The organism is Mycobacterium sp. UM_11 (assembly GCF_001414075.1).
Lineage (GTDB): Bacteria > Actinomycetota > Actinomycetes > Mycobacteriales > Mycobacteriaceae > Mycobacterium.
On the sequence record NZ_LATC01000001.1, the window covers coordinates 1 to 12,874 of the forward strand.

The window sequence follows — 12,874 nt, forward strand, 5'->3', positions numbered from 1 at the left end:
GCGTCAGGCTGGCGTGGGTGCCGCTCGAGGACGGCCGCAACCTCGTTGTGTTCGAACCGAAATGAGCCCCGATAGCGCGCTCCGGCGCGCCCGCGAAGAGCTCGTGCTCCGGCACGTCGCAGCCGAAAATGCGCGCGACCTGGAGGGGGCGATGGCCACCTTTACCCATCCGCGCTACGAGATCATCCCGGCTGGAACCGTTTTCGACGGGGACGAGGCGGTCCGCGCGATGCTGTTGCGGCAGTGGGCGGATCTCCCCATGCTGCGATATGCCGCGGAGGCGATCTACCACGGCGACAACGGTTTGGTCGTGGAAACCCGAACGACCGCGCCCGGCACACCGCTTGACATGTCGAGCGTCAACATCTTCGGGTTCCGGGGGCCCGATCTCGTTCTGGAACGTTGTTACTTCGACCGGATGCTGCTCGCTGCGCAACTCGAGTCGATCCGCACCCCCTAGGAGTCGACAGCGTCACGGACCGCGCGGACGAGTGCGGGGATGTCACGGTCCCGGTGGGCGGAGGGCAAGGGCCAGTGCGTCATCCGCAGGTCGGTCACGCCGGCGTTCGCCAGCGAGGCCGCTTCCGCGGCGGCCGCCGACAGGTCGGGCCGGTCATCGGCACTCGTCTGGATGCGCAGCGTCCCGGCAACACCGAACCCGTCCGGGTCGCCGCCGGCGCGCTCGACCGCGGCGCGCATTCGACGTATTCCCCCCGCGACATCCCTCGCGTCCGGACCCCACGGGATCCAGCCCCGTCCAAAACGAGCGAGCCGGCGCGCGACGGCTCGGTTCACCGTCCCGCTCACCCAGACCGGCACCCCGCCGGGCTGAACGGGTTTGGGCATCTGGTGTATCCGCTCGAAACTCAAATCGGCGGAGTGGTAGCTCACCTCGTTCTCCCGCCACAACCGCTGGCATACCTCGAGCGTCTGGTCCAGCATCGGCCCGCGCCGGTCGAAGTCCACCCCGGCTGCGTCGTATTCCTCACGCTGCCAGCCGACGCCCACTCCGACATCGAGGCGGCCACCGGACAGAACGTCCATCGTCGCAAGGGTTTTCGCAAGGACCGCCCCCGGGCGCAGCGCGGCGAGCAGAACGTTTGTGCCCAGCCGGATTCGCTCCGTCCTCGCCGCCAGGTACGTCAGCGTCGTGAGCGGTTCCAGCCAGTGCCCGTCCGGCCCGGTCGGTTGGCGACCGCCTACCGTTCCGCCCGTCCGCGGATCCGCGTACGCGTCCATGTTCATGCCGAACGCTATGTGTTCCGATACCAGCAAGCGGTCGAATCCAGCGCCCTCCAACAGCTGCGCCCATTCGGTGAGGTGATTCCAATTGGACGGCGCCGCCGCCGAGTACGACGGAATCCCCATGGAAAGCTGGATCGATGCTGTCAACTGACTCCTCCGATCGACGCGACCCGGTCCTCGGTGGCATCGACGACGACCCTTCGGTGCGCGATCCGCCACCGATCCTCACCGTCGAGCGAATACTTGTCCAGGTAGCGGATGTGCATGACGTGGTTCTGCCCGTCTGGCTCACCACCACGAAAGTGATTGGCAGTGCAGTAGATTTCGCCGACCGCCGATCCCCCCTCGACGACGTACAGGCCCTGGGCGATGAGGTGCGCCGTGCGCGGCCAGCGCGCGACGATGCCGATGACTCGTTCGATCTCGTCGTGACCGGTCAGCGTTCCGGGTTCGCGCCCCGGTCTTTCGACGAGCATCGAAGCGTCGGGCGTGAACACCGCCAGGAGCGCGTCGCGATCTCGGCGATCGACCGCCGCCGCGTACCTGCGGGACAGCGCTTCGAGTTCCGCATGGGGAACCGCCCGCGAGATATCCATCTGCTTCCCGTGCCGGCCGGACAGAGACCCGTCGACGATACCCCCAGAGGTAGTCGGGTCAGCGGCCGGCGGTTTCGGTGCGCGCCTCGTCGGAGGGTCGTGCACCGAAGCGGGGCACGGTGACGAGCCCACTGCCGTGTGCCTGGTTGACGGCACGCTGCAGCGGTACCAGCAACGGCACGAACAGGAGTTGGTCGGCGACCATCGGCGTCAGCAGCCGGTTGTGTACGAAGCCGAATGAGCTCTTGGTAACCGGGTCGGCCCAGCCGATGGTCCCGCCCAGACCGGCATGCCCAAAACCCCGCAGCAGGCCCGGCACTGGTGAACCGTGGTAGCCCAGGTGAAAGGACATCGGGAAGAAGACGTTCAGGTCCGGCCGCAAGCTGCGCCTGCCCGTAAGCGACGCGACCAATTCCTCTGAGAGGAACCGCTGCCCATCGATATTTCCCCCGTTGGTGAGCGCTCCGTACATTTTGGCCAGCCCCCGCGCGGTCACCACCGCGTTCACGGCGGGAATCTCGCTGTCCAGCAGCGCCATGTCGCCCTGCACCAGCGAGGTGATGCCGGGTACGTAGGTCGCGCCGAGCGGGCCCGGAACCGGCAATCTGGCCATCAGCGAGATCAGCCGGCCCAGCACCGCCCCGCCCGAGAACCGTTGCGGGAACATCGTCTGCGCCGCCTTCGTGGGCCCGTCGGCGGGCGGCCGCCCCAGGTGGATACCGTCCGTGTCCAGGGGTCCCGCGATCTCCGTGCGGAACAGCTCCCGCATGCCCTTGCCGGTGAGCGCGCGGGCCAATCCGGATGCCAACCAGCCGAAGGTGAACGCGTGATACGCCGCGCGGCCGGCGAGGCGGTCGACAGGCGCCGCGGCGAGCCGCTCTTCCATGAACCGGTGATCGAGCAACTGCTCGGTGGTAATGGTCCCGAGCCGGGACAGGCCCGTCGTGTGCCGCATCATGTCGCGCACCGTGATGTCGGACTTACCGTTGGCGCCGAACTCGGGCCAGTACTGCGCGATCGGGGCGTCGTACGACAGCAACCCACGGTCGACGAGCCGGTGCAACACCGTCGATGCCACCCCCTTACCGGCGGAGAAGACCATCGCGCCGGTGTCCGCAGACCAGGGCAGCCGCCCCTTGCGATCGGACCAGCCGGTCCACACGTCGACGACGGGTTCCCCATCGACATACACGGACAACGCCCCACCGCCATAGCGTGGGCCGGGAAACAGCTTGGCAAACGTTCTTACCGCGCAGGCAAATCGGGGGTCGGCGGCACCGTGGACATGGGCGGGCAGACCGTCACCGGCCCGCAGGGCTGGTCGCTCGGGCATGGCAGTTGGAGTTCCCCTCGATAGTCAAGCGAGTCGCCCATCGGACGACTGAACAGATATCGTCATATTGTATTGTATGCTCGTCGGCGGAGTCCGCATGCGAAGGAGGGGTGATGGCCACGCAGGTAGACAGCCGAACCCAGGCTTTGAACAGCGAACGGGCCGTCGAGTTATACCGCCTCATGAGCAAGGTGCACCACGCCGACCAGCGCGTCCGAAAAGGGCTGTCTTCCGGCGAAATCGCGATGAGCTACTGGCCGGTGGACGGCCAGGAAGCGATGTCCGCCGGGGCCGCGCTCGCCCTGTCAAGCACCGACCAACTCGTGACGACCTATCGCGGCCTCGGCGACGTGGTGGCCAAGGGCATCGACCTGCCCGGCTACTTCGCCGAAATCCTGGGCCGCGGCACCGGCCTGTCGAAGGGCAAGGCCGGCGCCATGGGGATCTACGACCCCGACCACGGCATCGCCTGGACCACCGGCATCGTCGGTGCCGGCCCCCTGATCGCGAACGGGATCGCGCTGGCGGAGGCCCTCAAGGGCAGTGCCCGCGTGGTGCTGGTGAGCTTCGGCGACGGGGCGACCAGCATCGGCTACGTCCACGAGGCCATGAACATGGCGGCCCTGTGGGCGCTTCCGGTGGTGTTTTTCTGCCAGAACAACGCGTGGGCCGAATGCACCCCGGTGGCCGGCTACACCCGCACGGTGCGATTGTCCGACCGCGCCGCGGGTTACGCGATGCCGGGCGTCACGGTCGACGGCACGGACCCACATGCGGTGTATGAGGCCGTGGCCGGGGCGGCCGAGCGCGCGCGCTCGGGCGGCGGCCCGTCGTTCGTCGAAGCCGTCGCCTACCGCCTGCAGGGGCACTACTTCGGCGACCAGATGCCCTACGCCGACCCGGACGAACTGGCCGCCAAACGCGCCGACCCGCCCTTTGCCCGGTATCGGCGGCGGCTCATCGACGAGGGGCTGGCGCTCGAGGCCGACCTGGACCGCATTGATGTGGAGCTGGTCGCCGAGATTGACGCGGCCTTCGCCGCCGCCCGCGACGCCGACCCCCCCGATGCCGATGAATTGACCCGCGACGTCTTCGCCGGGCACGGCATCGAGCTCGCGCCACCGGTGACAGAGCGGGCCGCGATTCCCCAGGGTGAAACCGAGACCCTCGGCCTCGTGCAGGCGATCCACCGCACGCTGGACCGCGCTATGGCGGCCGACGATTCGATCGTGCTCCTCGGGGAGGACATTGCCGACCCGTCCGGCGGCATGTTCAAGATCACCGCCGGGTTGTCGACGAAATACGGCGCCAGCCGAGTGCGCGACACCCCGATCGCCGAGTCCTCGATCATCGGCGCCGCCGTGGGTGCGGCGCTGGGCGGGCTGCGGCCGGTTGCGGAGCTGATGTTCGTGGACTTCCTGGGCGTGGCCATGGACCAGATCGCCAATCACGCCGCCAAGATCCGGTACATGTCCGGCGGCCGGCAGGGCGCACCGATGGTCATCCGCGCCATGGTGGGCACGGCGGCCGGCCCGCAGCACTCGCAAGCGTTCGAGGCGTGGGCGATGCACACACCGGGCATCAAGGTCGTGTGGCCCAGCACCGCCGCCGACGCCGTCGGGCTGCTCAACGCCTGCCTCGGAGAAGACGATCCCTGTTTATTCATCGAGTCGATGAAGCTCTACTACGGCGGCGGCAAGGGACCCGTGCCGACGGCCGACTACCTGATCCCGCTCGGCCAGGCCGACGTCAAACGCGCCGGCACCGACGTCACGATCTGTACCTACGGCAGCCTGGTACATGCCGCTCTGGCCGCCGCCGAACAGCTTGCCGCCGAGGGTGTTTCGGTGGAGGTGGTCGACCTGCGCACCCTGGTGCCGTTGGATCTGGGAACCGTCCTCGAATCCGTCCGCAAAACCCGTCGCCTGGTCGTCGCCCACGAATCCGTCGGGTTCTGCGGCCCGGGAGCCGAAATCGCCGCAGCCGTCGGGACGGAGCTCTTCGGCGTGCTGGCCAGCCCCATTCAGCGCGTGGCCGGAACGTACACGCCCGTGCCGCGGGCGGCGACATTGGAAGCCGCCTGCCGCCCGGACGCCGCACGCCTCGTCGAAGCCGTCAGGAGGGTCGTGTGACGGAGGTGCGGATGCCGAAGCCGGGCGACGCGATCACCGAAGCGGAGGTCACCGAGATCTACGTCGCGGACGGCGGCCACGTCTCCGAGGGAGACCCGCTGTACCAGATCGCCACCGACAAGGTCGAGATGGACGTCGAGGCGCCGGCCAGTGGCATCGTCAACTGGAAGGTCAGCGCCGGGACGACCTATGACGTCGGCGAACTGCTCGCCGTGATCGAGGCGCGGTGAGCGCGCTACCGGCTTCCGTCGACGTCGACCTCGGTGCCGCCGAGCTCGAGGGGCGCATCGACGGCGACACCCTGACCGTCACCATCAACCGGCCGGAGAAGAAGAACGCCGTCACCGCCGACGGCTATCACGGGATCAAACGGGCCGCGATGATCGTCGCCGACGAACCGGACCTGAATTTCCTGGTGATCACCGGGACCGGCGATGTCTTCTGCGCGGGCGGCGATATGAACGCCGTGGAGAATCCGGATCGCACCTGGGATGCGTTTACCGAGTCCTACGACGGCACGCCATTCGAAACGCTCGGTAAGATACCGAAACTCGTCGTCTGCGCCGTCAACGGCATCGCCATGGGTGGCGGCTTGGTGATGACGTTGTTTGCCGATCTCGTCGTCGCGTCCGACCGTGCCCGGTTCCGGGTCCCGGACCTGACCCGCGGCGTGTACGAGGCGTTCGTCGCCGCCCGCCTGCCGCAACGACTGGGCACGCTGAGGGCCAATCACCTGATCTACGGCAATGATTGGATCGATGCGGCCGAGGCCGAGCGTCTCGGGCTGGTCGGCAATGTCGTGGCGCACGACAGCCTGGGGTCTCAGGTCGATGCGTTGCTCGAGCGAGTCCGAAAGACTGGCCCCGTCGCCCGCGCGGCCGTCAAACGCGAGATGGCACGCGCGCTGCCGCCCGTCGACGTGACCGGTTACTGGTCGTCGATCGGAACCGCCGAACAAATCGAGGCCTTTACGGCGTTCCTGCAGAAGCGATCGCCGGATTGGGCGGTCAGCCATGACCGCGACGCGTTCGTTCAAACCCGACGGTCGGCGTGGCTGGCGCCGCGCGAGGATGGCTGACCGCCCATGACCGAGCTACCGCAGGGCACGTCGGAGTTGACCGGGTGCGACGAGATCCTCGTGGCCGCCGACGGTCCCGTCCGGATCGTGACGCTGAACAACCCTGACGACGCCAACGCGGTCAACAACAGAATGCACACCGCCTTCACGCGGGTGTGGGCGGATCTCGCTGAGGATCCCGAAGCACGCGCGGTGCTCATCACCGGCACGGGTGACTACTTCTCCGCCGGTGGGAACCTGGTGGAGTGGCTGGAAACTCACGTCAACAACCCGGTGACACGCCGCGCGGGAATGCGGGATGCCCGGCGCATCGTGCGCGACATGATCGACTTTCCGCTGCCCGTGGTCGCGGCGGTCAACGGGCCCGCGGTCGGCTTCGGGTGCAGCATCGCAGTGTTGTGTGACATCGTCCTGATGTCCGACCGCGCCTTTTTCGCCGACACTCATGTCGCGAGCGGACTGGTCGCCGGTGATGGTGGGTCTGTCTTGTGGCCGCTGCTGATGAGCCTGTTGAAGGCCAAGGAGTATTTGATGCTCGGCGAACGCATCAAGGCCGACAAGGCCGTCGAGCTGGGCTTGGCCAATCGGGTCGTACCGCACGCGGAGATCAAGCAGGAGGGGCTCAAGGTGGCCCAGCGGCTGGCCGCGTTGCCACCGAGGGCAGTGCAGGACACCAAACGAACGCTGAACCTGCACGCCCAGCGCGCGATCACCGGCATCCTCGAATACGGGATCTCCGCCGAGACCGAGTGTTTCACCACGCCCGAACATCGGTCCGCCATCGACAAGTTCCTCGGCCGACAGTGACAGACAGCGATCCACTCATTCGCCGCGAGGACCGTGGCGGCATCGCCGTCCTCTTGCTCAATCGGCCACGCCGGCGCAACGCCCTCTGTTACGAAACCTGGACCGAGCTGTCGATCGCGCTCGGCGGGGTGGTTGCGTACGGCGACCGCGCGTTGGTATTAGCCGGCGCCGGAGACTTCTTCTGCGCCGGTGGGGATTTGAAGACGGGGCCGGCACGCGGCGACGGTCCATTGGGTCCTGCCGGCCGCGTCGAGCACGCCCAACGCGTAATGGAACAACTCAAAGCTGTGCCGGTACCGACGATCGCAGCGGTCGAGGGTGCGGCCGTCGGCCTCGGTTGGAGCTTGGCGCTGGCGTGCGACCTCGTCGTGTGCGCTTCCGACGCATTTTTTGCCGCCCCGTTCGTCGCGCGTGCGGTGGTGCCCGACGGCGGATTGGCTTGGCGCTTAACGCAGCAGCTGGGCCGCAACCGCGCTGCGTCGTTGCTGCTACGAGGAACACAACTGCCGGCCGGTGAGGCGGAGCAGCTCGGGCTGGTGACCGAGATCGTCGAACCCGGATCCGCCGTCAGCCGCGCCCTGTCCATCGCCGACGAGCTCTCCCGAGCCGATGCGGGGGCGGTGGAGATGACGAAGCGGCTGATCAATTCCGCCGAGGCTGCCCAGCTCGCCGCCTTCCATCCGCTTGAACTGGCGATGGCGACCGTGGCGCAACAACGTTCGGCGGCCGCCGAGGGGCGGGCCGGGTACTCCTGACGTCAGCGCGGCATCCCGAGGCCAACAGTCGAGATCAGGTCGCGTTGAATCTCGCTGGTGCCGCCGCCGATCGTGTGGAGCAAGGACAGCAAGAGGCCTTCGGAGAAGTGCCCGTCGAGCACCGCGCCGGGGTCATCTGGCATGAGTTCGCCTGCCGGACCCAGGATCTGGGCCCCAAGGCCGCGCAGTTCGGCGGTCAGTTCGGAGTGATACAGCTTCGACAACGACGGCAGCGCGGGATCCAGCGCGCCGGCAGCCTGTTCGTGCGCTACCCGATACGAGATGGCGCGGCCCACCTCGACGCGTTCGACGGCGCGGGCCAATGCGATGCGGTTGGCGGGATCGGAAAGGGGGTCGTGCGCGGAACCTTTCTGCGCGTGACACCAGTCGATGAGCTCATCAAGATAGCGTTGCGCCTGGGCAGCCCTGGTGATATTCGACCGCTCGGCGTCCAGCAGCGCCTTCCCGACCGTCCAGCCCTCGCCCTCCGCCCCGACGAGGTTGGCGGCGGGCACGCGCACACCGTCGAAGAATTCCTCGGCGAACGTCGGATAGCCGGTCATGGATCGGATGGGCCGGCGCGTGATGCCCGGACTTTCCAGGTCCACGAGGAAGAACGAGATGCCGGCCTGGCGCTTGTCCGCCACGGGCGAGGTGCGGGCCAGGACGAAGATCCAGTCGGCCAGCACGCCATTGCTCGTCCAGGTCTTCTGCCCGTCCAGGACGTAGTCGTCGCCGTCTCGCCGGGCCGTCATGCGCAGCGACGCCAGGTCCGAGCCGGCCTCAGGTTCCGAATAGCCTTGTGCCCACATGCGTTCCGAGCGCGCAATGGCCGGCAGATGCTCCGCTTTTTGTTCGGGCGTGCCGTATTTGAATAGCACCGGCGCCAACATGTTGACGCCGTTGGTGTTCACCAGCGGCGCGCCCGCATAAGCGAGTTCCTCACGGATGACCACCTGTTCAACGATCCCGCGTCCGCCACCTTCGTACTCGGCGGGCCAATGCGGCACGAACCATCCCTGCTCGTGCAGCGCCTTGCAGAACGCGACCGCACGCTCGTGAGCGTCGCGCGGGAGGTAGTCGGGATTCGCGGCGGTGCGGCGGAATTCGTCCGGGAGGTTGGCTGCCAACCACCGGCGGACGGAGGCCCGCAGTGACTCGGTGCTCTCATCACCACCGAAGCGAATGATCGGCTTTAACGGCATGGCTAGATGCGCTCGGTCGGTTTGGAGCCCTTCTTCATCAGCTCCGCCATGAACTCCTGGAACTCCTTGCTGCCGGTCACCATCGCCTGCAGGTCGTTGGTGGCCTGTTGGTGGGTGCGGAACCCCATGGTCTCCCACGCGCGGATGACGCCGGACTTGACGGCCTGCAACGTGATCAGCGGCGCCTTCGCGATCTGTGCGGCCAGTTCCTCGACGGTGGCCTCGAGCTCATCGGCCGGGACCACCCGGTTTACGAGACCGAACTCGAGCGCTTCCGCCGCGCTCAATCGCTGCGCGGTGTAAAGGTATTCGGCGGCCCGCTTGTAGTTCATGAAAACCCACGGCTCGAACATGGTCTCGGCACCCGGCAGACCGAACCCCGGCACAAGAGGCATCTGAAACCACGCGTCCTCGGAGCAGACAGTGATCTCGGGGATCAGCGCCCAGGTCGTGCCCCCGCCGATCGCGTACCCGTGCACCTGGGCGATCACCGGCTTCGGGAATTCCCACAACTTCAGCACCGGCCACAGGAACAACTGCGCGGCGGAGCGCCACACCTTTCCGGACGCTTGCAGTTCGGCCATGAACTCCGGATACGCGCCTGTGGGGATGTGACCGGAGCAGAACCCCTTGCCGTTGGCCTTGATGATGACGACCTTGATGTCATAGTCGTACTGCGCGTCGTCAAGCGACTGGTTGACGCTGTGGACCATTTCCGAGCTCTGGGCATTGGCGGCGTCCGGGTTGTTGAGGATGATCCGCGCGATCGGGCCGTCCTTCTGGTAGATCACGTGCTCGAGTTCCCGCGTTTCCATCGTTCGTCCTCCTCAACACCGGGCAGACGATCACCACGCCGTCAGCATGGTGCAACTATACAGATAATGTATTAGTGTTCTCCGGGAAGGGACGGTGCCGATGACAACGATGGAGTTACGTTGGGATCCGTTCGACCGCGCGTTGCACCAGAATCCGTACGGGGTCTGGAAACGGCTGCGCGACGAAGCGCCAACTTACTACAACGACCAGTACGGCTTCTACGCTTTGAGCCGGTTCGCCGACGTGATGGAAGCGTCGCTGGATACCGAGACGTTTTCCTCGTCGCACGGGATCACCCTCGACGCGATCACCGACGAGCCCTGGCCGCCGCCCCGGGCGATGATCATGATGGATCCGCCCGACCACACCGCACTGCGAAAGATGGTCAATCGCACCTTCTTCCGCACCCAGATCGCCCAGCTCGAGGACCGGGTACGCTCACTGTGCTGCGCCTACCTGGATGCGTTCGTCGGCACCGAGGGCTTTGACTACGTGCGCGACTTCTCGATGAAGCTTCCGGTGATGGTTATCAGCTCGCTGCTGGGTTTCCCCGAGGAAGACCACGACAACCTGCGCGAGTGGTCGGATGCCCAGCTCCACCGCGACGAGGGCACGACCGAGCTGAATGAGGAGGGCCAGCAAGCCAACGCGAAACTGCTGGGCTACTACGCCGATCAGATTCAGCGACGGCGAGCCGCACCGACCGACGACATCGTCGGCAACCTGATGACCTCCGACCTGGTCCAGGCGGGCCTCGAGACCCGTCGCCTGGACGATGGCGAAGTGTTGATGTTCATCGCGATGATCAACGTCGCCGGCAATGAGACCGTTGCGCGTCTGCTGGGATGGGCCGCGCTGACGCTGGCACAGTATCCCGACCAGCGGGCCAAGCTGGTCGACCGCCCGGACCTCATCGGCAACGCCGTCGAGGAACTGCTGCGATACGACGCGCCGTCGCCCGTACAGGGCCGCTACACGAAACGCGATACCACCTATAACGACATGCTCATACCGGCGGGCTCGCGCGTTGCCCTGCTGACCGGGTCGGCGGGCCGCGACGAACGCCAATACGAGAACCCCGACGTCCTCGACGTCGAGCGCACGGGGATCCGGCACATCAGCTTCGGCCACGGCTCGCACTTCTGCCTGGGTGCGGCGCTGGCCCGCCTGGAGGCCCGGGTTGCGCTCGAGGAGACTCTCAAGCGTTTCCCGACCTGGGACGTCGACCGTGATGCCGTGACGTACGTGCACACCAATTCCGTGCGCGGCCCCGCCAGCGTGCCGATGCGGCTGTGACACCCGACCTCGCCGTCCGCACCGAAGGCGCGGTGCTCTGGTTGGTCTTGGACCGCCCCGAGACCGGCAATTCGGTGACGCGGGCGGTGCAGCAGGCCCTCATCGAAAACCTGCGTTCCGCGTCCGACGACGCGGGCGTCAGGGCGGTGGTGCTCACCGGCCGCGGTGACAAGCATTTCTGTACGGGGCCGAATCTTCGGGATCCCGGAATGCAGCCCAAGAAAGACCGGGTCGCGGGCGACGCCGCCCGCATCCTGCGCACCGGGTCCCAGGCGGTGGTGTCCGCGTTGCTGGACTGCGAAAAGCCGGTGTTGTGTGCGCTCAACGGGATCGCCGCCGGGGTGGGCGCCAGCATGGTGCTGGCCTGCGACCTAATCGTGGCCTCCGAAAGTGCCCGCATCATCGAGCTTTTCGCGCGGCGCGGGCTCGCGCCGGACGGGGGGGCCGCCTATCTGCTGGCGCGCAAGGTCCCGTTCAACGTCGCAAAGCAGCTGCTGTTCTTCGGCGAGGAGCTGTCCGCAGCGGAGGCCGAGCGCCTCGGTTTGATCAACAAGGTCGTCGCCGCCGACGACCTGGAGGCCGAGACGGCCGCGTGGGCCCAACGGCTCGCCCGCGGGCCGACCCGGGCGCTGGCGGCGGCCAAGGCGATGCTGAATCAGGCGTTCGACGTCGACCGCGATGCCGCTTTCCGCACCGAGGCGCTGTTGGTGGAGCAGGTCGCGGCGACCGACGACGTCGCGGAGGGCATGGCGGCCTTCACCGAGCGACGCGACCCGGACTTTCGTGGACGCTGAATGACGCTGCATCGGAACGCCGCATCGCTGGACGGCCGGGTCGCCGTCGTCACTGGCGGGGGCGGCGGAATCGGGAGCGCCATCGCCGCGGCCTTCACCGAATTCGGCGCGCGAGTGGCGATCTGGGAAAGGGACCAGCAGAGTGCGGCGGCGGTGGCCGCGCGCATCGGCGGCCTCGCGTGCGTCGCCGACGTACGCGACGCCGAGCAGGTCGATGCGGCCCTAACCACCACCGTCGACGCGCTGGGGGTTCCGACCATCCTCGTCAACAATGCCGGCGGGGTCTTCTGGTCCGGCCTGCTGGACACCTCCCCCAACGGCTGGGATGCCCTGATCCGGATCAATCTGACCCAGGTCCTGCTCTGTACGCAGCGCGTAGCGCGGGCCTTGGTCGAGGCGGGGCAAGGCGGCAGCGTCATCAACATCAGCACCATCGAGGCGGTACGCGCCGCGCCCGGGTTTGCCGCCTACGCCGCGGCCAAAGCGGGCGTGGTCAACTTCACCAAGACCGCGGCCCTGGAACTGGCGCCCCACAATATCCGCGTCAATGGGCTCGCACCCGACTTCACGCTCACCGAAAGCCTGGAGAAGATGGCACCGAACGGCGTGGAGAACGCCAAACTCATGGTGCCGATGGGTCGGGCCGGCCACGTCGACGAAATGGCCGGCGCCGCAATATTCCTCGCTAGCGACCTCAGCGCCTACGTGACCGGGCAGACGCTGCACGTCGATGGCGGCACATCGGCGGCCGGCGGCTGGTATCACGATCCGCAATCGGGGCGCTACATACTCGGCCCGCCAACCCCGGTGCCCTAGT

The 12,874-nt window shown here is 67.2% G+C and carries 14 protein-coding genes; 9 read left to right on the top strand and 5 right to left on the bottom strand.

Annotated elements, in window-relative coordinates; all coding sequences use genetic code 11:
* Positions 1–460 (top strand): nuclear transport factor 2 family protein (locus WU80_RS00005; RefSeq protein WP_231633699.1); only part of this gene is annotated, 460 nt, incomplete at its 5' end.
* On the opposite strand, the gene WU80_RS00010 is transcribed toward WU80_RS00005, so the two are convergent.
* The 3 genes from WU80_RS00010 to WU80_RS00020 are packed head-to-tail and all read right to left on the bottom strand — an operon-like array spanning position 457 to position 3,174.
* Positions 457–1,368 carry a TIGR03619 family F420-dependent LLM class oxidoreductase gene (locus WU80_RS00010; RefSeq protein ID WP_055405707.1) on the bottom strand — a complete coding sequence of 304 codons (912 nt, stop codon included), beginning with the start codon at positions 1,366–1,368 and terminating at the stop codon, positions 457–459. The two genes, WU80_RS00005 and WU80_RS00010, sit on opposite strands and share 4 nt — an antisense overlap.
* 20 nt (positions 1,369–1,388) lie before the next feature.
* A complete protein-coding gene (locus WU80_RS00015; RefSeq protein ID WP_055405432.1) occupies positions 1,389–1,841 on the bottom strand; it encodes a nuclear transport factor 2 family protein in 453 nt (150 codons plus the stop codon).
* Between the two features lie 58 nt (positions 1,842–1,899).
* Positions 1,900–3,174 carry a serine hydrolase domain-containing protein gene (locus tag WU80_RS00020; RefSeq protein ID WP_055405433.1) on the bottom strand — a complete coding sequence of 425 codons (1,275 nt, stop codon included), beginning with the start codon at positions 3,172–3,174 and terminating at the stop codon, positions 1,900–1,902.
* A 113-nt stretch (positions 3,175–3,287) separates the two neighbouring features.
* On the opposite strand from WU80_RS00020, the gene WU80_RS00025 reads away from it, so the two are divergent.
* The 5 genes from WU80_RS00025 to WU80_RS00045 are packed head-to-tail and all read left to right on the top strand — an operon-like array spanning position 3,288 to position 7,946.
* Positions 3,288–5,306, top strand: a complete 2,019-nt coding sequence (locus WU80_RS00025) for a thiamine pyrophosphate-dependent enzyme (RefSeq protein ID WP_055405439.1) — start codon at positions 3,288–3,290, stop codon at positions 5,304–5,306.
* 11 nt (positions 5,307–5,317) lie between these two features.
* On the top strand, positions 5,318–5,536 hold the full coding sequence (locus WU80_RS00030) for a lipoyl domain-containing protein (protein ID WP_231633700.1): 219 nt from the start codon (positions 5,318–5,320) through the stop codon (positions 5,534–5,536).
* Entirely contained in the window at positions 5,533–6,384 is an 852-nt protein-coding gene (locus tag WU80_RS00035) for an enoyl-CoA hydratase/isomerase family protein (protein ID WP_055405435.1), read from the top strand. Before WU80_RS00030 ends, WU80_RS00035 begins: the two co-directional genes overlap by 4 nt.
* A gap of 6 nt (positions 6,385–6,390) precedes the next feature.
* Positions 6,391–7,191 carry an enoyl-CoA hydratase/isomerase family protein gene (locus WU80_RS00040; protein ID WP_055405436.1) on the top strand — a complete coding sequence of 267 codons (801 nt, stop codon included), beginning with the start codon at positions 6,391–6,393 and terminating at the stop codon, positions 7,189–7,191.
* On the top strand, positions 7,134–7,946 hold the full coding sequence (locus WU80_RS00045) for an enoyl-CoA hydratase/isomerase family protein (protein WP_231633701.1): 813 nt from the start codon (positions 7,134–7,136) through the stop codon (positions 7,944–7,946). The genes WU80_RS00040 and WU80_RS00045 overlap by 58 nt, the downstream gene beginning before the upstream one ends.
* 2 nt (positions 7,947–7,948) lie before the next feature.
* On the opposite strand, the gene WU80_RS00050 is transcribed toward WU80_RS00045, so the two are convergent.
* Positions 7,949–9,151 carry an acyl-CoA dehydrogenase family protein gene (locus WU80_RS00050; protein WP_055405438.1) on the bottom strand — a complete coding sequence of 401 codons (1,203 nt, stop codon included), beginning with the start codon at positions 9,149–9,151 and terminating at the stop codon, positions 7,949–7,951.
* Positions 9,152–9,153: 2 nt separating this feature from the next.
* The gene (locus WU80_RS00055; protein ID WP_055405708.1) at positions 9,154–9,966 is read right to left on the bottom strand and encodes an enoyl-CoA hydratase/isomerase family protein; all 813 of its coding nucleotides are present in this window, start codon (positions 9,964–9,966) and stop codon (positions 9,154–9,156) included.
* Positions 9,967–10,066: 100 nt separating this feature from the next.
* Here WU80_RS00055 and WU80_RS00060 point away from each other — a divergent pair, with 100 nt between their 5' ends.
* From WU80_RS00060 to WU80_RS00070, 3 genes are read left to right on the top strand one after another with little or no spacing between them, the layout of a single operon-like run.
* On the top strand, positions 10,067–11,263 hold the full coding sequence (locus WU80_RS00060; RefSeq protein ID WP_055404295.1) for a cytochrome P450: 1,197 nt from the start codon (positions 10,067–10,069) through the stop codon (positions 11,261–11,263).
* Positions 11,260–12,057, top strand: a complete 798-nt coding sequence (locus tag WU80_RS00065; RefSeq protein WP_055404293.1) for an enoyl-CoA hydratase/isomerase family protein — start codon at positions 11,260–11,262, stop codon at positions 12,055–12,057. Before WU80_RS00060 ends, WU80_RS00065 begins: the two co-directional genes overlap by 4 nt.
* Positions 12,058–12,873: an SDR family NAD(P)-dependent oxidoreductase gene (locus tag WU80_RS00070; RefSeq protein ID WP_055404291.1), complete on the top strand. Its 816-nt coding sequence runs from the start codon at positions 12,058–12,060 to the stop codon at positions 12,871–12,873.
* The last annotated feature ends 1 nt before the right edge of the window (position 12,874 follow it).